Below are 22,538 nucleotides of genomic sequence, written 5' to 3'. Positions count from 1 at the left end.
GGTGTTTTTGCGTCTACGCCTACGAAACGGGCGCCTCACGGCGCCCGTTTCGTATATGCACCAACGAAGCCCCGCTCAATAACGGTAGTGATCCGGCTTGTACGGACCTTCCACCGGCACGCCGAGGTAGGCGGCCTGGGTCGGGGTGAGCGTGGTCAGTTTCACGCCGATCTTTTCCAGGTGCAGGCGGGCGACTTCCTCGTCGAGCTTTTTCGGCAGGATGTAGACCTTGGCCTCGTAGCTGTCCTTGTGCGCCCACAGGTCGATCTGCGCCAGGGTCTGGTTGGAGAACGAGTTGGACATCACGAAGCTCGGGTGGCCGGTGGCGCAGCCCAGGTTGACCAGGCGGCCTTCGGCGAGCAGGAAGATCGCGCGGCCATCCTTGAAGGTGTACTTGTCCACCTGCGGCTTGATATTGAGCTTGCTCACGCCGGGCATGGCGTTCAGCGCGTCGACCTGGATCTCGTTGTCGAAGTGGCCGATGTTGCAGACGATGGCCTGGTCCTTCATCGCTTTCAGGTGATCCAGGGTCAGCACGTCCTTGTTGCCGGTGGTGGTGACGTAGATGTCGCCGCGGCCCAGCGTCGATTCGACCGTGTTGACCTCGAAGCCTTCCATCGCCGCCTGCAGCGCGTTGATCGGGTCGATCTCGGTGACCACCACGCGCGAACCGTAGGCACGCAGCGAGTGTGCGCAGCCCTTGCCGACGTCGCCGTAGCCGCACACCACCGCCACCTTGCCGGCCAGCATCACGTCCATCGCGCGCTTCAGGCCATCGGCCAGCGACTCGCGGCAGCCGTACAGGTTGTCGAACTTGCTCTTGGTCACCGAGTCGTTGACGTTGATCGCCGGCACCAGCAGCGACTTCGCCTCGGCCAGCTGGTACAGGCGGTGCACGCCGGTGGTGGTCTCCTCGGAGACGCCCTTCCAGTCCTTGACCACGGTGTGCCAGTAGCCCGGGCGCTCGGCGTGCACGCGCTTGAGCAGGTTCTTGATCACCTGCTCCTCGTGGCTGCCCGAAGCGCTGTTGACCCAGTCGCTGCCGTTCTCCAGCTCGTAGCCCTTGTGGATCAGCAGTGTCACGTCGCCGCCGTCGTCCACCACCAGCTGCGGGCCGACGAAGCCGCCCTTGCCGTCGGGGAAGGACAGCGCGTCCAGCGTGCAGTCCCAGTATTCCTCCAGCGTCTCGCCCTTCCAGGCAAATACCGGCGTGCCGGTGGCGGCGATCGCGGCGGCGGCGTGATCCTGCGTGCTGAAGATGTTGCACGAGGCCCAGCGCACGTCGGCGCCGATGTCCTTCAGCGTCTCGATCAGCACCGCGGTCTGGATCGTCATGTGCAGCGAGCCGGTCACGCGCACGCCCTTGAGCGGCTTGGCGGCGGCGTACTTGCGACGGATCGACATCAGGCCCGGCATCTCGTGCTCGGCGATATCCAGCTCCTTGCGGCCGAAATCGGCCAGCGAGAGGTCGCGGATCTTGTAGTCGTGGGTGCTTTCTTTGAGTGCGGCGTTCATCGGTAAGCTCCGGTTAGTGCGAGGCTCCTGTGAAGAGTCCGGCCACGGATGGCCGGTCTGCTGCGAAGGGACTCGCGTACAAACAACCGGGCGCCGTTGTGGAACGTGCCGCGCCGAGCCTGGCCGGTTCCCGCGAAGTTCGTTCACGGCAACGGTCGCAGCGCCCCTCGGCGGGCAGTGCAGGAGGGCCATTGTAACGGCAGATATGGGCTTATGCCGCATGGTTGGGTGTCACCCGCGCCGGGATTGGTTACGCTGGGAATCTGGCCTGCCATGGAGTTGCCGTGTGGAAGCAAGTCGCGAACCCGAGTTCCTGCCGCCCGACGGCCCGCTGCGCGAGGATGTCGGCCGGCTCGGCGCGATGGTCGGGCGCATGCTCGCCGAACAGGGCGGCAGGGCGTTCTTCGAGCGGGTCGAGCAGGTGCGCCAGGCGGCGATCCGCCGCCGCCGTGAAGGCGCCACGCTGGAGGAACTGGCCGCCTCGCTGGCCGGCCTCGACGCCCGCGACGCCGAAGCGCTGGCGCGCGCGTTCGCCACCTACTTCCAGGCGGTGAACACCGCCGAGCGGGTGCACCGCATCCGCCGCCGCCGCGACTACCAGCGCGAGGGCAGCGCGCCGCAGCCGGAGTCGCTGCTCGACGTGCTCGGTCGCCTGAAGGCCGAGGGCGTGGGCGCCGACGAGCTGGTCGGCTGGCTCGACCGGCTGTGGATCGAGCCGGTGTTCACCGCGCACCCGACCGAGGCGGTGCGCCGCTCGCTGCTGGAGAAGGAGCAGGCGATCGTCGCCTCGCTGATCGACGGCTTCGACCGCGAGCGCACGCCGCAGGAGCGCAAGGACGACGACGACCGCATCTACATGGCGCTGTCCGCCGGCTGGCAGACCGCCGAGGCCTCGCCGGTGCGGCCCAGTGTGCTGGACGAGCGCGAGCACGTCGATTTCTACCTGGCCCATCCGCTGTACCGGATCGTGCCGACGTTGTACGAATCGCTGGCGCAGGCGCTGCAGACAACCTACGGCGTGGCGATCCGGCTGCCACGGCTGCTGCGCTTCGCCAGCTGGGTTGGCGGCGACATGGACGGCAACCCGAACGTGGGCGCCGACACCATCGCCGACTGCCTCGACTCGCAGCGCGCGCTGGTGCTGGAGCGCTACCGCGAGGACGTGGCTGCGCTGGCGCGATCGCTCAGCCAGACCGAGGGGCGGGTGGCGGCGTCCGATGCGCTGCGCGTGCGGCTGGCCGACTACCGCGCGCGTTTTCCCGCGGCCGCGGCGCAGATCCGCCCGCGCCACGCCGACATGCCGTACCGCTGCCTGCTGCAACTGGTTGGCGCACGGTTGGCGCTGACCCAGGACGACGACGCGGACGGCTATGCGTCCAGTGATGAATTTCTGGACGACCTGCAGCTGATCGCCGACAGCCTGTTCCAGCATCGCGGCGTGCACGCCGGCGCCTATGCGGTGGAACGCCTGCAGTGCCGCGTGCGCAGCTTCGGCTTCCACCTGGCGCGGCTCGACGTGCGGCAGGATTCGCGCGTGCACGACGATGCGCTGGCGGCACTGCTGGCCGAGCCGGACTGGGCCACGCGCGACGGCGCCGCGCGCGCCGACCGGCTGCGCCCGTACGCCAGCGGCGATGCGGTTTTTCCGGACAGCCATGATGCCAACGCCACCTCGCTGCAGGCGGTGTTCGCCATCCTGCGCGACAGCCGCAAGAGCCACGGCTGCGACGCCACCGGCCTGTACATCATCAGCATGGCGCGCTCGGCCGCCGACGTGCTGGCGGTACTGGCGCTGGCGCGGCGTGGCGGACTGGTCGATCCGGCGAACGACGTACCGCTCAACATCGCGCCGCTGTTCGAGACCGTCGACGATCTGAAGAGCGCGCCGGCCACCTTGCGCGCGCTGCTCGACGATCCAGTCTACCGCCGCCACCTCGCTGCGCGCGGCGACCAGCAGTGGGTGATGCTGGGTTACTCCGACAGCGGCAAGGATGGCGGCACGCTGGCCTCGCGCTGGGGCCTGCAGCGCGCCCAGGTGGAGTTGCTGGAGGTGGCGCACGCGGCCGGCATCCAACTGGCGTTTTTCCACGGCCGCGGCGGCTCGGCCAGCCGCGGCGGTGCGCGCATCACGCCGGCGCTGATGTCCGCGCCGCGCGGCGCGGTGGCCGGCGTGCTGCGGGTGACCGAGCAGGGCGAGGTGATCCACCGCAAGTACGGCATCCGCGCGCTGGCGCTGCGCAACCTGGAGCAGACCGTGGGCGCGGTGCTGCGCGCCTCGCTGCGCCCGCGCGAAGACGAATCGCGCGAGGAGCGCTGGCGCGAAGTGATGAACACGCTGTCATCGACCAGCCGACAGAGCTACCGCGCCTTCGTCGAGCGCGACGGTTTCGTCGACTACTTCCGCAGCGCCACCCCGGTCGACGTGATCGAACGGATGACCCTGGGCTCGCGCCCGGCCAGTCGCCGCAGCATGCGCGGCGTGCAGGACCTGCGCGCGATCCCGTGGGTGTTCGCGTGGACCCAGTGCCGCTCGATCCTGCCTGGCTGGTATGGCCTGGGCAGTGCGTTGGAGCAGGGTGCACGGCAATTTGGCGAAGAGACGCTGGTGGAGATGGCGCGCGATTGGGCGTTCTTCTGCAACCTGCTCGACGACGTGGAAATGGTGCTGGCCAAGTGCGACCTGCCCATCGCCGAGGCGTTCTCGAAACTGTCCGGCCCGCTGCACGAGGAATTCTTCGGACTGGTCCGCGACGAGTTCGCGCGCACCCGCCGCTGGCTGCTGCAGCTGAAGGGCAGCGGGGTGCTGCTGCGCGGCGAGCCGCGCCTGGCCGCCTCGATCCGCCTGCGCAATCCTTATGTGGACCCGATGAGCCTGCTGCAGGTCGACCTGCTGCAGCGCTGGCGCGCCAGCGACCGCCAGGACGATGCCGTGCTGCAGGCGCTGGTCGCCTGCGTCAACGGCGTGGCACAGGGATTGCAGAACACCGGCTGATCGCGCCCTCCCACTTCGGCTCTTCAGCCAGTTTTGCCGGATAGCCCCCACCTTCCAGGAGCCCGCTCGCGGGCGACGCCTTTGATCTTGCGAATCCCGAATCCCGAATCCCGGCCTTCAAAGCATCGCCCGCGAGCGGGTTCCTACGGCGCGTGCGTGATGACGGCCTGCAGCGCCGCGATGCGCTGCTCGCGTGGCAGCCGCTTCCAGGCAATTTCCAGCTTGAGCGCCTCGCCGCGGCTGGCGACCCACACCCAGCCCAGCAGTTGCTTCGGCGGGTTGGAACGGGTGAAGCGCGCGCCCTTGCCGCTGAGATGTTTCGCGTAGCGTTGTTCGGGGTCGCGCGCGATGCCGGTGTAGACGCGGCCATCGACACATTCGAGCAGATAGACGGCCCAGGTGTCGGCGCCGTCACTCATGCGTTCAGGCCCACTCGACCAGGCCTTCGGCCTCGCACACCTGTTTCCACGACGGGCGGGCTTTCAGCGTGCTGGCCAGCGCGGCCAGCTGCGGCCATGCCGTCGCCGGCCTGGGCATGTTGCGCGACCAGCGCATCAGCATCAGCGCGTACAGGTCGACCAGGCTGAAGTTGTCGCCCAGCATGTAAGGACCGTGCGCGGCGAGATGCGCGTCGATCTTCGACCAGCATTTCTCGATGCCGGCGCGGGCGGCCTGCTTGATCGTATCGGCGCCTTCCGGCAGATGGTCCGCGGGATAGAACCACTGGCGGAACAGCGGTTGCAGGTTGTTGGCCAGGTACAGCATCCATTGCAGGAAGTCCGCACGCTGCGCGCTGCCGGGGGCCGGCGCCAGCGCGGCTTCAGGATGCCGCTCGGCCAGCAGCATCGCCAGCGCCGCGGCCTCGCCGTGCGGCACGCCATCGATCACCAGGGTCGGCACCACGCCGTTCGGATTGATCGCCAGGTAGGCGGCGCTGCGCTGCTCACCCTTGTCGATGTCGACGCGCTTGAGTTCGTGTGGCGCGCCGATCTCCAGCAAGGCGAGGTGGACGGCGAGGTTGGCGGAGCCGGGAGCGTAGTAGAGCGTGTACATGGCGATCATCCGCAAGGGGCAATCCGCGAATGATACGCCGCCATCTTGGCGACACGGTGCCGAATGTCAGCCGTCCAGTTCCGACCAGCGCGCATAAGCCGTGTCGAGTTCGGCCTGCAACGCCACCAGCGCCTCGTTCGCCTTGACGATGGCGGCGCTGTCCTGCTGGAAGAACGCGGGATCGTTCATCGCCGCGGTGTGTGTGGCGACGTTGGTTTCCAGTTGCTCGATGCGTTGCGGCAGCTGCTCCAGCTCGTGCTGTTCCTTGAAGCTGCGCTTGGGCTTGGCCTTTTTCTCGTCATCCCGGCGAAGGCCGGGGTCCAGCGACTTGTTCGTGGCGGAAGGCGCTGGCTCCCGGCTTTCGCCGGGATGAGGGGGTTGCGGCCGCTGACGCAGCCAGTCGGTGTAGCCGCCCACGTATTCGCCGATGCGGCCTTCGCCTTCCAGCACCAGCGTGCTGGAGACCACGTTGTCGAGGAAGGCGCGGTCGTGCGAGACCAGCAGCAGGGTGCCCTGGTAGTCGGTGAGCAGTTCTTCCAGCAGTTCGAGCGTCTCGACGTCGAGGTCGTTGGTCGGTTCGTCCATCACCAGCAGGTTGGACGGCTGCGCGAACAGTTTGGCCAGCAGCAGGCGGTTGCGCTCGCCGCCGGACAGGCGGGTGATCGGGGCGCGCGCGCGTTCGGGCGAGAACAGGAAATCCTGCAGGTAGCCGATGATGTGCTTGCGCTGGCCGTTGAGCTCGATGTACTCGCGGCCCTCGGCCACGTTGTCCAGGGCGTTGAGCTGGTCGTTGAGCTGCAGCCGGTGCTGGTCGAAGTAGGCGACCTGGATGCCGGTGCCCAGCTCCGCGCTGCCGCGCTGCGGCTTGAGCTCGCCCAGCATGATCTTCAGCAGGGTGCTCTTGCCGGCGCCGTTCGGACCGATGATGCCGATGCGGTCGCCGCGCATCACGGTGGTGGTGAGGTCGTCGATCAGCACGCGGCCGCCGTAGGCCTGGTGCACGTGCTTGAGGTCGATCACCTTCTTGCCGGAGGCCTGCGCATTGGCCGCCGTCATCTTCACGTTGCCGCCGAGGTTGCGTCGCTCGGCGCGTTCCACGCGCAGCGCCTTCAGCGCACGCACGCGGCCCTCGTTGCGGGTACGCCGGGCCTTGATGCCCTGGCGGATCCACACTTCCTCCTGTGCCAGCTTCTTGTCGAACAGCGCATTGGCCTGGGCTTCGGCATGCAGGCGTTCCTCGCGCCGGCGCAGGTAGTTGTCGTAGTCGCCGGGCCAGTCGGTCAGCGCGCCGCGGTCGATTTCGACGATGCGCGTGGCCAGCGCGCGCAGGAAGCTGCGGTCGTGGGTGACGAAGACGATGCTGCCGGCGAACTGCTTGAGGAAGCTTTCCAGCCAGCCGATCGCTTCGATGTCGAGGTGGTTGGTGGGCTCGTCCAGCAGCAGCACGTCGGGCTTGCGCACCAGCGCCTGCGCCAGCAGCACGCGGCGCTTCATGCCGCCGGACAGCGCGGCGAAGTCGGTTTCGCCAGGAAGCTCCAGCTGGGCCAGCACGTCGCTCACGCGGCGGTCCAGGTCCCAGCCGTGCTGCGCCTCGATCTGGTGCTGCACGTCGCCCAGCGCATCGAAGTCGCCCTCGTCGAGCAGGTGGTGGTAGCGCGCCAGCAGGTGGCCGAGGTCGCCCAGTCCCTCGGCGACCACGTCGAACACGCTGCCTTCGGTGCCGTGTGGCACTTCCTGCGCCATCCGCGCGATCACCACGCCGTTCTGTACCCGCACCTCGCCATCGTCGGCATGCAGCTCGCCGGCGATCAGCTTCATCAGGGTGGATTTGCCTTCGCCGTTGCGGCCGACGATGCACACCCGCTCGTTCGACTCGATCGACAGATCGACATGTTCGAGCAGGAGCGGGCCGCCGATGCTGAAGTCGACGCGTTGCAGTTGGATGAGAGACATCCGCCCATTATAGCTGGAGCGTATTGGCCATCTGCCTTTGAGGCAGGCGCAATGCGAATCTTTCCCATGGCAGTGGTTGTTTTATTTTAGGAAAAATTTATTGCCATAATTTTCTCAAAAATCTACAGTGCCTGGATTGGGAAAACGGGGGCAGCGTCATGGAACGAAGAACCGGTGACTACGTGGCTGGCAGCCTCGCTGGCAGTCGTTACAAGGCTTTCGTACCGAAGCCGCTGCCGCCAAAACCACCGTTGATGTTTGGTCCTGCTCTGGTTGCGCAGCTCGAGCGCGCCAACCAGGCGCTTGGTCGCTTGGATGGCATCACCCTGATGCTGCCCGACCCGGCGTTATTCCTGTATCAGTACGTGCGCAAGGAAGCCTTGCTGTCTTCGCAGATCGAGGGCACTCAATCCTCGCTGTCCGACTTGTTGCTGTACGAACTGGCCGAGATGCCGGGGGTGCCGATCGACGATGTGGAGGAGGTGTCCAACTACGTAGCTGCGCTCCAGCATGGCCTCAAGCGCCTGCGCGAAGATGACTTTCCACTGTCATTGCGGCTGATCCGCGAGATTCACGGCGTGCTGTTGCGTGGAGGTCGTGGCGCGACCAGGCATCCCGGTGAGCTTCGTATCGGCCAGAACTGGATCGGTGGCAAATCGCCTGCGCTGGCCGGTTTTGTGCCGCCACCGCCCGAGCGTCTGGCGGATTGCCTGAGCGAGCTGGAAGCCTTCCTGCACACCGACCGGAACGAGATGCCGGCCCTGATCAAGGCGGCGCTGGTTCATGTGCAGTTCGAGACGATCCATCCGTTCAACGATGGCAACGGTCGCGTCGGGCGTCTGCTGATCGCGCTGATCCTTTGCGCCGAAGGCGTGCTGCGCGAGCCTTCGCTTTACCTCAGCCTGTATTTCAAGACCCGACGCCAGCAGTACTACGCGCAATTCGACGTCGTGCGCAAGACCGGCGACTGGGAGGCGTGGCTGCTGTTTTTCCTCGAAGGCGTGGAATCCACTTCGCAGCAGGCCGTAGATACCGCCCAGCGCATCCTGGCACTGTTTGCGGAGGATCGTGAAAAAGTGCGCGGACTGGGTCGCCGCGCCGGCAACGCGCTGCAAGTGTTCGAACAGTTCATCCGACGTCCGATTCTTGATGCACCGACCATCCACAAGACACTGACCGTAGCCCCACCCACCGTGCGCTCGGCCATCGGTGCCCTGCAGGAGATGGGCCTGCTCAATGAAATCACCGGTCAGCAGCGCAACCGCATCTGGATTTACCAGAGTTACTACGCGCTGCTGAGCGAAGGCGCTACGCCGCTGTGACGAGCTCGCTGCCGCTTGCTTGATCCTAATATTCTGCAGAGACTGCCGCGTCACGCATTCTCGTCCAGCACTACCTCAACGACCTTACAGCGATGCGGCAGGCCACCCATGTGAGCGTCGAGACCCGGGCGGTCGTCGCAGCCATGCGCGAAGCCCCGCGGTGACTGCCTTCCGCTGCACCGCCAAACTGCTCAAGGCGATGAAGGAAGCGCCCGAGGCCGATCCGGCATCGGCCGGCAACCGGCTCGGCGAATGGACGGCCACGCTGGTGCGGGTGGGGCGCATCCAGTTAGTGCTGGCGGTGAGCGAGCCGACCCGTTTTGCGGTGGCGATCGACGCGGCTCCTTGTGCGACGGCACCGCAACGCTTTGCGGCCGCCCTGTTGGCGGCTCTGCTCGATCTGGAGATTCCCGCAGATCTCGCGGTGGCCAAGATCGAAGCCATGCTGCCGCTGCAGGTGGTCGCCAGCAACTCGCGCTCGGTGCTGGGCAGCCTGAACCAGTTCGCGTGGTGGGCCGATTGCGCCATCTGCAGTCGCGAGGCGACTTCGGCGCGCGAAGTACCCCTCGACCTGGCGCGCATGATCGTGCTGAAACCGAAGGGTATCGACTGGCCTGCCGATCGCGTTCGCGAGGCATTCGGCCTGCCGCCTGTCGGTCGGCGGGCGTCGCGCCATGACGTACCGGCACCGGGCAGTGCATGGCGCTGACGCGTTCTGGCTATGGGCCATGCCGGCGGTGGACCGGTATCAGCCCGACGACGCTGCTGCGAGGATCGCGTGCTCGGCGCGATTGCGCCCCTGCTGCTTGGCGGCGTACAGGGCCACGTCGGCGCGCTTGAGCAGGCTTTCGGCGGTGTCGCTGGGAGCGACGCTGGCCACGCCGCAGCTGATGGTGATGGCGTGCTCGCCGATCAGCGGTTGCGCAGCCACGTGGGTGCACAGGGCTTCGGCCTTGCGCAGGCCGTCGGCGGCATCGGTTTCCGGCAGGATCACGACGAACTCCTCGCCGCCCCAGCGCCCCAGCGTATCCACGTCGCGCAGCGCTTCTCCCGCGCGTGCCGCCAGCGCCACCAGTACATGGTCGCCGACCTTGTGGCCGAAGCGGTCGTTGATGCTCTTGAAGTGGTCGACGTCGATCATGATCAGCGCGAACGCGCGTCCGTAGCGGGCGAAGCGCACCAGCTCGAACTCGAGGATCTCCGCGAGCCGCCGCCGGTTGGGCAGGCAGGTGAGCACGTCGGTGTTGGCCAGCTGCCCCAGTTCGTCGACGGTGAGCTGCGCGATCTGCAGGCGCTGCTGGTAGCTGGAGAAAAAGTACAGCGCGGCCACCAGCACAGCGGACACGATGTGCAGCTGGATGGTGAAGTTGCCTTCCGGCCGCTCGGGGTGGTGGATCAGGTACGGCAGGCTGATCGCGAACAGCAGTACCTGGACCGACAGTGAGACGATCAGCCCGGTCCGGTGGCTGGTGAGCATGAAGGCCATGACGTAGATGATCGGAATCCACAGGTACAGCGGCCTGAGATCGATGGTGGCGCCTACCTCGGGAAAATACAGCTTGAGCACCATGCAGCCGGCGCAGATCACGGCGACGAAGACCAGGCAGGTGATGTCGATGACACGTTGCGACAGCAGGCGTCGGCGGACGATGGCAAACATCACCGGATGGAAGACGATGTTGGCGCCCAGCACCGTGCGCAACGCGATCGACGACACGCCGCGCCACTCGAACAAGGCCCAGGCGATGAGCGTGCCGAGCCAGGCCAGGATCAGCGCCACCATCAGCGGGGTGCGCTTGGACTGCTCCGTGTCGGGCCGGATCGGGTCGTGTCGTTTCATGGACGTCTATCGGCCAGCCGCGGGTTCGGCGGAGCCTGGCTACGGATATCGGGTGTGCCCCTGCGGCGTGATGTCATGCGGCTGGGAATCCTGGAAGTCAGCGGCGTCAAGTCGTACGGCATCGCAAGGGCGGATGATCCGGGTGATCCCCCCCCAAAGCATGCCCCTGACCAGCCTAAAACAAGACAGGCCGCCCGGAGGCGGCCTGTTTCGACGGGTGCGCGGCATGCGCGCGCAGCTGCCTTACTTCAGCTTCGCGTCCTTGCGCAGCGCCTCGGCGCGGTCGATCTTTTCCCATGAGAACGTGGTGTAGGACTTGCCGTTGGCGTCCTTGACCAGCTGCGGGGTGCGGCCGAAATGGCCGTAGCTGGCGGTCTGCTGGTACATCGGATGGATCAGGTCGAGCATCTGCAGGATGCCGTACGGACGCAGGTCGAAATGGTTGCGGATCAGCTTCTCGATTTTCTCGTCGCTGATCTTGCCGGTGCCGAAGGTGGTGACCGAGATCGAGGTGGGGTGCGCCACGCCGATCGCGTAGCTGACCTGCACCTCGCAGCGGTCGGCGATGCCGGCAGCCACGATGTTCTTGGCCACATAGCGCGCGGCGTAGGCGGCCGAGCGGTCCACCTTGGACGGATCCTTGCCCGAGAACGCGCCGCCGCCGTGACGGGCCCAGCCGCCGTAGGTGTCGACGATGATCTTGCGGCCGGTCAGGCCGCAGTCGCCCACCGGGCCGCCGATGACGAACTTGCCGGTCGGGTTGATGTGGATCTTGGTGCCCTTGTGCAGCAGCTTGGCCGGCAGCACGGGCTTGAGGATGGTCTCGCGCACCGCCTCGATCAGGTCCTTCTGCTTGACCGACGGGTCATGCTGGGTCGACAGCACCACGGCGTCGATGGCGGTGGCCACGCCCTGCTCGTAGTGCAGGGTGACCTGGCTCTTCGCGTCCGGGCGCAGCCATGGCAGCGGCGAATTCTTCCGCTTGCGGACTTTTGCCTGCTGCTCGACCAGGCGGTGCGAGTAGTAGATCGCCGCCGGCATGAAGTCCTTCGTCTCGTTGGTGGCGTAGCCGAACATCAGGCCCTGGTCGCCGGCGCCCTGGTCTTCCGGGTTCTTGCGGTCCACACCCTGGTTGATGTCCGGCGACTGCTTGCCGATCAGGTTGATCACGCCGCAGGTGGCGCCGTCGAAGCCGACGTCGCTGGAGTCGTAGCCGATGTCGACGATCACCTTGCGGGTCAGCGCCTCCAGGTCGATCCACGCGCCGGTGGTGATTTCGCCGGCGACGATCGCCACGCCGGTCTTGACCATGGTTTCGCAGGCGACGCGGGCGCGCGGGTCCTGCGCGATGATCGCGTCGAGCACGGCGTCGGAGATCTGGTCGGCGACCTTGTCCGGATGGCCTTCGGAGACCGATTCGGAGGTGAACAGGTAGTTGGACATCGCGGTTTATATCCCTTCGTGCGGATAGAAAGATAAAAGAAGTCGGGCATGATACATCGCCGCCCCCGGTTTTGCAGCTTGCGGCGATTCTGGTGGCTGTTGGGTTAGGCCCATGTTCAGTCGTTTGGACGGCTTTACGGCCTGCTGCGGCGCGGCGGGGCGGCCCGCGCATGACTCAGTAGGGGCTGGCGCGCGCCTGCACGAACGCGAAGAAGAACACCGCATCAGGATCGTTGCGGACCGCCTGCAGCTCCGTGCGCATGCCGGCGACCGTGGCGGCCTCGACCTTTCCGGCCAGCACCAGTTGTTCGGCCGCCGACAACAGCAGTTCTTCCCAAAATTCGATCATGTGCTTGCGGCGCGCGGGCTGGCGGTTGTCCAGATGGATGCTCTTCACCTCCGTCTGCACGTCGCGGTAGCCGCCGGCCAGCAGCAGGTTGCCCAGCTTGGCGCCGATGAACGGGTCGCCGCCGCTGTCGTACTGGTAATCGTTGAAGGCCATCCAGTAGCGCAGCAGGTTCGGCGAATAGGGGTCGAGGAAAAAGGAGGAGTTGAGCACCTCGGTGACGTAGACGGTGGCGCTGGGGCTGAGCACGCGGCGTACCTCGCTGAGTACGCGCGCCGGGCTGGGCATGTGCTCGAGCACCCAGCACAGGTAGGCCGCATCGAAACTGCGTTCGGCGAAGGGAAGGTCGGTGGCGTCGGCCTGCTGCAGGGTATAGCGCGTCGCGCACCAGGGGGTTTGGCCCAGGTTGTGGCTGGCGGCGGCAAGTTGGGCGGCGGAGCGGTCGATGCCGGTGACGTGCAATTGCGGAAACCGTCGCAACAGGATCTCGGTCTGGGCGCCAACCCCGCAACCGACTTCCAGCAGGCGCGTCGCGTCGCTGTAGTCGATGTGGCTGAACAGGCTGGTTTCGAACATGTGCGCCTGCCGCACCAGCCGCGACTGCTCCTCCGCGGAAAAGCCGTGGATATAGGGGAATTCACCTGCGGTCGTGCTGCTGTTCATCGTCGATGTTCAAGGAGTCGCTGCTGCCGGCTACGGTACTCCTCCGCCATGGCCGCAGGGCGCGGTCGACGATTCTGCGGCGACCGCGTTCAGGCCGCCAGACGCGCCTCGTCCTGCAGCGCGGCGAAGTAGTCGCGGGTCAGGCGCAACTGCTCGGTGGCGTTCTCGGCGCGGTTGACCACCTGGCGGAAGGCGGCGTTCTCGGCGCGGTCCTTCGCATACCAGCCCAGGTGCTTGCGCGCGATGCGCACGCCGGCCGGCTCGCCATAGAACGCGTAGAGCTGTTCGAGATGGCCGAGCAGTATCGCGGCGACCTCGGCCGGCTCGGGTTCGGGCAGCAGTTCGCCGGTGGCTAGGTAGTGGGCGATCTCGCGGAAGATCCACGGCCGCCCCTGCGCGCCGCGGCCGATCATCACCGCGTCGGCGCCGGTGGCGTCGAGCACCTGCTTCGCCTGCTGTGGCGTGCACATGTCGCCGTTGGCCAGCACCGGCATGCGCACGGCCGCCTTCACCGCGGCGATGGTGGCGTACTCGGCCTCGCCTTCGTACCTGTCGGCGCGGGTGCGCCCGTGCACAGCCAGTGCGGCGATACCGGCGTCCTCGGCGATGTGCGCGATGGCCAGCGCGTTGCGGTTCTGCCGATCCCAGCCGGTGCGGATCTTCAGCGTCACCGGCACGTCCACCGCATCCACCACCGCCTTCACGATGCGCGCCACCAGCGGCTCGTCCTGCAGCAAAGCCGAGCCCGACCACACGTTGCACACCTTCTTCGCCGGGCAGCCCATGTTGATGTCGATCAGCTGCGCGCCGTTGGCGACGTTGAAGCGCGCCGCCTCGGCCAGCATCGCCGGGTCGTAGCCGGCGATCTGCACGCTGACCGGCTCGGGTTCGCCGGCGTGGTCCATCCGCATGAGCGACTTGCGCGTGTGCCACAGCTTCGGGTCGGCGTTGGTCATCTCCGACACGGCCAGCCCCGCGCCCAGCCGCTTGCACAGCAGGCGGAACGGCTTGTCGGTGACGCCCGCCATTGGGGCGAGCACCAGCGGCGGGTCGATGCGGTAGGCGCCGATCTGCATCCGCGCAGTGTAACCGCAGCGCAGTGACGTGCGGCGTGCCGGAGCCGGTGGGTGCGTCGCCACGCGGCTTGTTCAGAGTCCGGAAAAATCAGGTTTACGTTTTTCCATGCAAGCGGTGAATGCTTCACGCGCCGCCTGGCCGCGCATCATCCGTCCAAAGCTGGTGCTCTCTACCCTCTAGGCGCTGCTGCACGGCACTTTGTCGCGCCAGCTTCATGAGTCGCTTGGTCTCGACCAACGCAGACGACGGCTTGTCCGCAAGCTTGCGCGCCTGCGCCAGCGCAAGCTTCAGCCGCCCGGTGATAGCCCAGTATCTGCGGCGCGAACAGGCTTGATGCCAACTCGGGCACCAGGCCCAGATGACGAACGGCGTGGCGAACTTCGTGTTGTCACCAGCACAGACCAGATCGCTGTGGAATAGCAGCGTGGTACCGATCCCGACCGCCGGACCGCAAACCGCGGCGACCAGCGGTTTGGGGAAGGCGGCCAGCAGTCGCAAAAACCGCATCAGCGGTGGCGCTATTTGTGGTGGCTTGATCGACGCCTCGATCTGCTCGATGAAGTCGGCGATGTCGTTGCCTGCAGTGAAGATCGAGGCATCGCCCAGGATCAGAACGACGTGCACGGAAGCGTCATCCACGGCCTGCTCCAGCGCTTCCGCAAGTCGGGTATACATCGTGGACGTTATCGAATTTTTGCGTGCCACGCGATTGAAGCTCGGAGTCATGACGCGTGCTTCGACGTCGCTGAGGATTTCGCTTGAGTCAGCCATGACCGTGCTCCAGGCCAGGTAATGGGTGGCCGCAAGGCAGCTGCCGCCCTGTCGGGCGCTGTCAAGCACACCCGAGCGATTGCGAGCCGTGCCCTGGCCACAGCCTGTCGTTCTTGTTGCGCAGGAACCCTCCGGGTCCTTCTCCGGTACGTGGCCGGGTGGATGGTGGGCCCCAAGAATCAGGTGACGCGCGCATCGTCTCCACTGCGCAGCCTCTCGAACGGGCAATCGCTGCGCTATCCCCCCGGATCGAGTTGAAGGTCACGGCGTGCAGACCTTCGAAACGCGTCGTGGCCTGCATCCGAACCAATCACGCCGTATGACGACTCGGCCTTGCGCAAGGCATTCGCGGAAACATGGCTTGGCGGGCGCTGCATTACATGCAACGCCGATATTTCCGCGAGCTTTCGTGGGTAATCGACGCGTCATCCCTGGCTGGCCTGATCTGACTCCCTGACCGGCCATAAAACCACCGGGGATATGTGAATAACATCCCATTTTGGCGCCGGAAGACAGTGAGCCAAGTGTTCCATTTTGAACTCAAGACATTTCATTTTGAAATGTCGACGTGTTTTTGCAGTTCGCCGGATAATCAAGCAAGTATTTGATTAGGAACGAAAATGCCGACTTGGCATTGAACTTGCTGCAATCTCATGACGCCGCCGGCATTTTTGAGCTTCCGGATCATTTTACTGCGCTGCAGCATAGCTTGCGGTGCACAAGCGGAGAAGTCAAACAATGGTTCAACGAATCAAGATCATTGTCCCGATCCCCATGGGTGCCGAAGGAGTCGCCGCGCGGGCCTCGCAGTTGCCGCCGCGTCTGGTACTGCCCGGTTTCGAGCCCGAATTCGTGTCGGTCGCCAAGGGTGCTGCGCTTGGCGATAGTGCCTACGACTCCCTGCTGATGGATTTTTCCGTTGTCGAGGCAGGCCTGCGTGCGCAGGAGGAAGGCTACGCGGCGGTGTGTATCGATACCGTCAGTGATTCCGGCCTGGATGCATTGCGTTCGCGCCTGGATATACCCGTGATCGCGCCGGGTGCCGCGGCTTTCCATGTCGCATGCATGTTGGGCAAGAAATTCACTGTGCTGACGATGTGGGACGAGTGGTTTGCGCTCTACGAAAAAACCTTGACCGCGTATCACCTGTGGCCCCGGGTGGCGTCGCTGCGGTCGATCAACACCCGTCCGGATCTCGAAGAGTTACTTGCCGGCAAGGAGGAAGTCGTTTTCCAGAAGTTGGAGGACGCGGCGCGCAAGGCCATCAAGGAGGACGGCGCAGACGTCATCGTCCTGGGTTCCACCACGATGCATCAGTCCCACACCTACCTTTCGGAACGCCTGCCGGTGCCGGTGATCAATCCCGGCCAGGTCGCCTGGAAGTTGTGCGAAATGTTCTTGACTCTGGGCCTAAGGCATAGCCGCAAGGCCTACCCGGCGCCCCAGGCGCCAAATGACGCTGTGTATCACGGCTTCGCCAATTGACCCACTGGAGAAATTGAATGTCCAAGCTCACCCGTCAGCAATTGATCGACCTTGCCGTCACCAGCTATTTCGGAAACGTGGACAAAAAGAACATGGATGCCGTGCTCGCGTGCATGCACGATGACATCGTGGTGACCGTCCAGACCGCCAATCACGATCACGACGGCATCGAGGGCGTGCGCAACATGTTCGAGACGCTGTTCACCACCTACAAAAGGACTTGGCACGGTGATTTCGAAGTCACCGCCGATCCCGAAAACCAGACCGTGGCGACGCGCTTCAATGTCACGCTGGAGAAGCCTGACGGAACTTTCGATCCGCCGATGAAGAATTGCAATTTCTTTTACGTCAGGAACGGAAAGTTCTTCCGCTACTACGTGTTCATGAACGGCGTCAGCGTCCTACCCTGATCTGAACAAGCATGAGTGAGTCGCGCCTTCCCCTGCCGACGGGCAGGGGAAGGTCGGGATACTGCACCCTCAAGTAACGCGTTCCTGTGCTGACAGGCGCGGAGGTTCTACTTGCACCCCGTACCGATTTCGGTCGGGCCTCGGTACCAATTGAAAGGAAAGCCGAACCGCCATGAGCAAGGCACTGGAAAAAATACGCATATTGGATCTGACGCATATGCTTTCGGGTCCGTACGCCGGAATGATTCTGGCGGATCTTGGTGCTGATTCGATCAAGGTGGAGCCACTTGGCGGCGAAGGCACCCGCGCCTTGCTGGCCAACAATGCGAAATATTCACGCCACGGCATGGGTGCTTATTTCATTACCTTGAATCGTGGAAAGAGAAGCGTCTGCATTGATTTGAAGCAGGAGGAAGGCCTGCAGGTTTTCTACGACCTGGTACGTGCTGCGGATGTTGTTATCGACAACTTCAGTGCCGGTGTTACTGCCAGACTGCGTATTGACCATTCTCACCTCGCCAAGATAAACCAGCGAATCATTACCTGCTCTATTTCGGGGTTCGGTCAAGACGGTCCAAATTACAAGCGCCCGGCATTTGACCAGGTCGTGCAGGGTATTGGCGGCGGCATGTCGATCACGGGTGAAAGTCCCGACCGGCCGATGCGCTCGGGAATACCGATTGGCGATTTGGGTGGAGGCATGTTCGCGGTGATGGGAATACTCGCCGCACTCCAGGCGCGCGCATCGCATGGGCGGGGCCAGCATGTAGACATCAGCATGCTGGATTGCCAGATAAGCATGTTGAATTACATGGCAACCATGCACTTGATGAGCGGCGAAAACCCCGAGCCACTGGGCAACGGACATTTCGTTCATGTCCCTTACAACACTTACCGGACGGCTGACGGATTCGTCATCGTCGCCGTGATTTACGACAGTTTTTGGGCAAGTCTCGTTGATCTGCTTGACATAGACGAATTTCGCGCCGAGAAGTACAAGACGCAACCCGGGAGGCTGGCTGACAAGGCGTTCATCGACCAGAAATTGGACGAGGCGATTGGTACTCAGAGCACAGCGTATTGGGTAGAGAAGCTCAGTGCGGCGCGCATCCCTTGTGCACCGGTCAATCAGTTCAGCGAAGCCTTGTCCGATCCGCAGGTCCTGCACCGGAACATGGTGGTCAGCATCCCGCAGCCGAGCGGCGAAACGGTCGAGGCACCGGGCAATCCGATCAAGTTGTCCCTCGACGCGGCGGATGACTTCGGCGCGCCACCACTCCTGGGTGAGCATACGGAATCGGTGCTTGTCGATGTCCTTGGGTATGCGCGCAACAAGGTCGCAGCGCTGCGCGACCGCAAAGTGGTGGCCTGAGATGAGCACCGTCGACGTGGTCATCAATGAGGTTGGCCCCCGGGATGGGTTGCAGAACCAGGCACGCGTGCTCGACGTCGCCGAGCGCATCACCATGATTCAGGCATTGGTCGACGCCGGCTTGCGCAGCGTCGAAGCAGGCAGTTTCGTCTCGCCCAAGGCCGTTCCGCAAATGGCCAACACGGTGGCGGTGTTCGCACAGTTGCCACGCCCGGACCTGGTCCGTTACTCGGCGCTGATCCCGAATGCGCGTGGCTATGAACTGGCGAGCGTGGCGGGCGCGCGTACGTTGTCGGTGGTCCTGTCTGCTACCGAAACCATGAACCGGCGCAACATCAACCTGAGTCTCGAACAGACGACGGTGATCTGCGCAGAGTTGATGCGCCGCGCCAGAGAGGATGACATCCAAGGTTGGGCCTATCTGGCCGTCGCGTACGAATGTCCGTTTGAGGGTGAGACTCCCGTCGCCCGGGTAGAGCGTCTTGCCGCAAAGATGATCGAAGCCGGCGCTGACAAGCTGATCGTCGCCGACACCATAGGTGCGGCCAACCCGGCCCAGGTCCATCTGCTGATTTCCCGCCTGGTGGCGAGTTACGGCGCGGAGCGGATTGCCTGCCACTTTCACGACACACGAGGCATGGCACTGGCGAACGTACTTGCCGCGCTTGACGAGGGCATACGCGCTTTCGACAGCTCGATCGGTGGTCTGGGCGGATGCCCCTTCTCTCCGGGAGCGAGCGGCAACGTGGCCACCGAAGATGTTGTGTTGATGATCGAATCGATGGGCCTGCGCACAGGCATCGATCCGCTGGCCCTGGTCGCGGTGGTTGACCATTGCAGCGAATTGCTGGGTTCCCCGCTGGGCGGACACGCATACAACTGGCTGAAACGCCAGGCGACCCAGAAAGCCGGGAGGCTGGCGTGATGGCACGACTTTGGAGTGTGCTTGCCCGGCTCTCGCCTTGGCTCCTGATTGCGGCGCTTGGTTACGCAGCGGTCTTCGTGCAGATCGACGTCAAGACCACGTCCATGGCGCAACCTCTGATCGAACAGCGTGACCAGTTTCTAGGCGGTGTCGATGATGGACAGCACTACTGGTTTGTTGGTCAGGACGGGGCGTTGTTGACCATGGACCAGAAAACCGGAAGCTGGCAGCGCACTCTGCTTGAGCCTCGCGAAAACCTGCAGGCGATAGCAGCCAGCGACGCCGGCACCCTGGTGGTGGTGGGCAATGACGGGCGCCTCTGGGTCCGCGAAAACGGCGAAGAGTGGACGACGCAGGAACTACCGCTCGGCAATGTCGCCCGCAAACTTATCGATGCCGCTTTCCTGGACGGGAATTTCTGGGTGGTCGGCGAGATGGGCGCGGTGTTTCGCGGCTCCGCAGACGGCAAGTCATGGACACGAATGCGCGCGCCGGAAGACATCGTGCTCAATCGCATTCGCTCCGGCCCGGGCCATTCGCTGTGGATCACCGCCGAGGCGGGAAGACTGCTGCGCAGTGACGACGAGGGTGCCACCTGGGAGCTGATCGAGCTCGACGGCGAGAGCTTGCAGTCCATCGCCTTTGCGGGCGACGTCGGGGTGATCGTCGGCAACCGGGGGCATATCTACCGCAGCGGCAACGCGGGGCATGACTGGACGCTCCTGCCCGAGCTGACCACGGACCATTTCTATGACGTTGTCGCCAAGCAGGACGGCTGGATCGCGGTTGGTGAACAAGGGACGGTGTTCAGTGCCTACCGTGACGCGCTGAAGTGGCAACGCGTGCACGCCGACAACTTGAGCAGGAGGTATTACATGCGCGTGCTTCCCGCGCGGCAGAAATCCGTATTGGTCGGGCACGAAATAGGTCAACTAGTCAGCCTGAATGAATATCGTGCATGGCCGGCCGAGGGGCAGCAATGAAGAACCCAATCGACCTCGCTGTAATCATTTCAACTTACGCGATTCGACATCGCGTCAAGGTATGCATTGTCATTGCGCTGATTACCACGTTCTTCGCCGCAAGCCTGACCAGGCTGGACATTCAATCGCGCTTCGGTGACATGATTCCGCAGAATCACCCGTACGTGAAAATATACGAGAAGTACCAGGACACGTTCGCGGCTGCCAATCGCGTCACGGTGCTGGTACGCGCCGTGGACGGAAACATCTTCACCCTGCCGGTGCTCGGCGAAATCAAGCGCATCACCGACGAGATGCAGACTGTGACCGGTGTCAACCAGTCCCAGATCACATCCCTGGCATCGAGCAAGCTGAAGCGTATCGAGGCGTCGAGTGAAGGCATCGAGACGCGAACGCTGATGTGGCCGAATTTGCCGAAAAACCAGGCGGAAATCGACACCTTGCGGCAAGCGGTGCTGGACAGCCCCATGGTGTATGGCTTGTATGTCGACCGGGATCTTGGCTCGGCACTGATACAGGTGGACTTTTACGACCACCTGGTGGACTACAAGAAGATCTTTCCGCAGGTGCAGAAGATCCTGGATTCGTCCCCGATCAAGGATCAGGTCAGTTTGCATGTCGTCGGAGAACCCATCCTCTACGGCTGGGTCGCGCACTATCTTGGTGAAACCGTCTCGATCGCGCTGCTCTCGCTGGTCGCGATGCTGGTGTTGCTCTTCATGATCACCCGGACATGGCGAGGCACGCTGCTGCCCTTGATCGCGGGGCTGGTTTCCGCCACCTGGGCGCTCGGCATCGGCTCACTGCTCGGTTACAACTTCGATCCACTGGTGATTGTCGTCGCCTTCATCATCACGGCGCGCGCATTTTCACATTCGGTCCAGCTGATCACGCGATTTGATGATCTCACGGTGGGCCGCGGCGTCGAGCCGCGAGCAGCCGCACAGGAATCGATGCGCGAATTGTTTCGCCCCGGCATGCTCGGGTTGTGGGCGGATGCGGGCGCGGTCCTCTGCGTCATCATCACGCCAATACCGCTGATGCACAAAGTGGCCATCGTCGGCTCGATCTGGGTCATGACGATTACGGTTTCCGCCGTGGTGCTGACCCCGGTTCTGCTGTCGTGGATCAAGCGCCCCGATCGATACGTCCACTCGGTCCGGCTGGAAGGGATCCTGGCCATCTTCACGCATTCCGCCACGTGGGTGGTGACGACCCGGGCACGCTACTTCGTGGCACCGCTTACCGCGCTTCTGCTGGCGGTCTTCTTCTTCGAAGCCACGCGGCTGACCGTGGGTGACGCAAGTGCGGGCTCGCCGATCTTGCGGCAAGACTCCGCCTTCAACCAGGCCAGCGCCCTGATCAACAGCAAGTATCCGGGCTCCGAGCAGATGTTCGTCGCCGTGGAAGGAGATGCCCCTGACGCACTCAAGAGTCCGGAAGTGCTGGACTGGATGCTCAGATTCTCGCGGTACATGGAACGCCAACCGGAAATCGGCGGAAGCATCTCGCTGGCGGATATTGTCGTGGATATCCGCAGAAACCTGCATGAGGGCAATCCCCGATACCGGGAGCTTGGGGCCGACGCGCTGGAGAACGGGGAGCTGATCAACTTCTACATGCAGGGATCCAGCCCGGGTGACCTGAACCAGTTTACCGACGTGCAGTTCCAGAACGGCGCCGTCACCATGTTCTTCCACGATCGCAGGGGAGAAACACTGCGCCAGGCAATTCACAACGCAGGTACGTTCATCGACGAAAATCCACTTGCACATGCGACGGCGCGCCTCGCCGGCGGGGTGCTCGGAAACATCGCGGCGGTCAATGAAATCGTGTTGCGTGATCAGGTGAAAGCCATCGCCCTGGCGTTTCTGGTGGTTGTCCTGTGTTGCCTGGTGGCGTACCGAACCTCGGTCAGTGGCGTGTTCTTCATCGTCCCCGTGCTGATCTCCAATGTGGTGACCTTTGCCTTCATGGCATGGCATGGCATTGGCATGAGCATCAGCACCCTGCCGGTCGTTGCGCTCGGCATCGGGCTGGGCGTCGATTACGCCTTTTACATCGTCGACGGAATCAAGGAACACCTCGAAAACAACCCGCAGGCGACGCCCGAAGAAGCAGTTCGGCAGACGCTGGGTTCGGCTGGTCGTGGGGTGGCTTTGACTGCGCTGGTGCTGGCTGCCGGCGTGTTGTTGTGGGCCTGGTCGTCGCTGCGTTTCCAGGCGGAAATGGGAATTCTGATTGGTATCTGGCTGATGACGTCGGCCTTTACCGCGCTGTACGTCATGCCGTCCCTCGCTTTGGTTTTCAAGCCGGATTTCATTTTCAAGAAAGCGAGACTGGCGTCTTCCATCGAGCCGATCCTGACTGACACCTATTAGGGGGAGA

The 22,538-nt window shown here is 64.1% G+C and carries 18 protein-coding genes and 1 riboswitch; of the genes, 9 read left to right on the top strand and 9 right to left on the bottom strand.

Going from position 1 to position 22,538, the window contains the following annotated elements:
• Positions 1–75 precede the first annotated feature (75 nt).
• Positions 76–1,515 (bottom strand): adenosylhomocysteinase, encoded by a 1,440-nt coding sequence (ahcY, locus tag LRK53_RS16495; RefSeq protein WP_235642392.1) that lies wholly within the window; start codon positions 1,513–1,515, stop codon positions 76–78.
• An 81-nt stretch (positions 1,516–1,596) separates the two neighbouring features.
• A riboswitch (S-adenosyl-L-homocysteine riboswitch) is annotated at positions 1,597–1,690 on the bottom strand.
• Between the two features lie 111 nt (positions 1,691–1,801).
• Between ahcY and ppc the strand changes: the two genes are divergently transcribed.
• The gene (gene ppc, locus LRK53_RS16490; RefSeq protein WP_235642391.1) at positions 1,802–4,507 is read left to right on the top strand and encodes a phosphoenolpyruvate carboxylase; all 2,706 of its coding nucleotides are present in this window, start codon (positions 1,802–1,804) and stop codon (positions 4,505–4,507) included.
• Positions 4,508–4,650: 143 nt separating this feature from the next.
• Here the strand turns inward: ppc and LRK53_RS16485 are convergent, their stop codons facing one another.
• The 3 genes from LRK53_RS16485 to LRK53_RS16475 all read right to left on the bottom strand — a co-directional run bounded on the left by LRK53_RS16485 (position 4,651) and on the right by LRK53_RS16475 (position 7,513).
• On the bottom strand, positions 4,651–4,926 hold the full coding sequence (locus LRK53_RS16485; RefSeq protein ID WP_027493189.1) for a GIY-YIG nuclease family protein: 276 nt from the start codon (positions 4,924–4,926) through the stop codon (positions 4,651–4,653).
• A 4-nt stretch (positions 4,927–4,930) separates the two neighbouring features.
• Complete coding sequence (locus LRK53_RS16480) at positions 4,931–5,560, bottom strand: glutathione S-transferase family protein (RefSeq protein ID WP_027493188.1); 630 nt, start codon at positions 5,558–5,560, stop codon at positions 4,931–4,933.
• Between the two features lie 66 nt (positions 5,561–5,626).
• Positions 5,627–7,513 carry an ATP-binding cassette domain-containing protein gene (locus LRK53_RS16475; RefSeq protein WP_235642390.1) on the bottom strand — a complete coding sequence of 629 codons (1,887 nt, stop codon included), beginning with the start codon at positions 7,511–7,513 and terminating at the stop codon, positions 5,627–5,629.
• Between the two features lie 158 nt (positions 7,514–7,671).
• Here LRK53_RS16475 and LRK53_RS16470 point away from each other — a divergent pair, with 158 nt between their 5' ends.
• Complete coding sequence (locus LRK53_RS16470; protein ID WP_027493187.1) at positions 7,672–8,835, top strand: Fic family protein; 1,164 nt, start codon at positions 7,672–7,674, stop codon at positions 8,833–8,835.
• Between the two features lie 160 nt (positions 8,836–8,995).
• Entirely contained in the window at positions 8,996–9,544 is a 549-nt protein-coding gene (locus LRK53_RS16465) for a DUF6933 domain-containing protein (protein ID WP_027493186.1), read from the top strand.
• Positions 9,545–9,583: 39 nt separating this feature from the next.
• Here LRK53_RS16465 and LRK53_RS16460 read toward each other — a convergent pair whose 3' ends face one another.
• The 5 genes from LRK53_RS16460 to LRK53_RS16440 all read right to left on the bottom strand — a co-directional run bounded on the left by LRK53_RS16460 (position 9,584) and on the right by LRK53_RS16440 (position 14,975).
• Entirely contained in the window at positions 9,584–10,675 is a 1,092-nt protein-coding gene (locus tag LRK53_RS16460; protein WP_051257599.1) for a GGDEF domain-containing protein, read from the bottom strand.
• A gap of 243 nt (positions 10,676–10,918) precedes the next feature.
• Positions 10,919–12,118: a methionine adenosyltransferase gene (gene metK / locus LRK53_RS16455; RefSeq protein WP_027493185.1), complete on the bottom strand. Its 1,200-nt coding sequence runs from the start codon at positions 12,116–12,118 to the stop codon at positions 10,919–10,921.
• 175 nt (positions 12,119–12,293) lie between these two features.
• Entirely contained in the window at positions 12,294–13,127 is an 834-nt protein-coding gene (locus LRK53_RS16450; protein ID WP_027493184.1) for a methyltransferase domain-containing protein, read from the bottom strand.
• An 89-nt stretch (positions 13,128–13,216) separates the two neighbouring features.
• Positions 13,217–14,203 carry a tRNA dihydrouridine synthase DusB gene (gene dusB / locus LRK53_RS16445; protein ID WP_027493183.1) on the bottom strand — a complete coding sequence of 329 codons (987 nt, stop codon included), beginning with the start codon at positions 14,201–14,203 and terminating at the stop codon, positions 13,217–13,219.
• 124 nt (positions 14,204–14,327) lie between these two features.
• Positions 14,328–14,975, bottom strand: coding sequence for an enoyl-CoA hydratase-related protein (locus tag LRK53_RS16440; RefSeq protein WP_221174216.1), 648 nt, complete (start codon positions 14,973–14,975; stop codon positions 14,328–14,330).
• Between the two features lie 738 nt (positions 14,976–15,713).
• On the opposite strand from LRK53_RS16440, the gene LRK53_RS16435 reads away from it, so the two are divergent.
• From LRK53_RS16435 to LRK53_RS16410, 6 genes are all read left to right on the top strand, one after another.
• Complete coding sequence (locus tag LRK53_RS16435; protein WP_037089983.1) at positions 15,714–16,460, top strand: aspartate/glutamate racemase family protein; 747 nt, start codon at positions 15,714–15,716, stop codon at positions 16,458–16,460.
• A gap of 17 nt (positions 16,461–16,477) precedes the next feature.
• Positions 16,478–16,870, top strand: a complete 393-nt coding sequence (locus tag LRK53_RS16430) for a nuclear transport factor 2 family protein (protein WP_027493181.1) — start codon at positions 16,478–16,480, stop codon at positions 16,868–16,870.
• Positions 16,871–17,042: 172 nt separating this feature from the next.
• Complete coding sequence (locus tag LRK53_RS16425; protein ID WP_027493180.1) at positions 17,043–18,242, top strand: CaiB/BaiF CoA transferase family protein; 1,200 nt, start codon at positions 17,043–17,045, stop codon at positions 18,240–18,242.
• 1 nt (position 18,243) lies between these two features.
• Positions 18,244–19,167, top strand: a complete 924-nt coding sequence (locus LRK53_RS16420) for a hydroxymethylglutaryl-CoA lyase (RefSeq protein ID WP_027493179.1) — start codon at positions 18,244–18,246, stop codon at positions 19,165–19,167.
• On the top strand, positions 19,167–20,150 hold the full coding sequence (locus LRK53_RS16415) for a WD40/YVTN/BNR-like repeat-containing protein (protein WP_037089981.1): 984 nt from the start codon (positions 19,167–19,169) through the stop codon (positions 20,148–20,150). Before LRK53_RS16420 ends, LRK53_RS16415 begins: the two co-directional genes overlap by 1 nt.
• Entirely contained in the window at positions 20,147–22,531 is a 2,385-nt protein-coding gene (locus LRK53_RS16410) for an efflux RND transporter permease subunit (protein WP_235642389.1), read from the top strand. Before LRK53_RS16415 ends, LRK53_RS16410 begins: the two co-directional genes overlap by 4 nt.
• Positions 22,532–22,538 lie beyond the last annotated feature (7 nt).

This window comes from Rhodanobacter thiooxydans, from assembly GCF_021545845.1.
Lineage (GTDB): Bacteria > Pseudomonadota > Gammaproteobacteria > Xanthomonadales > Rhodanobacteraceae > Rhodanobacter.
Note: the sequence above shows the minus strand (reverse complement) of the source record. Positions and strands in the feature narration are given on the sequence as shown.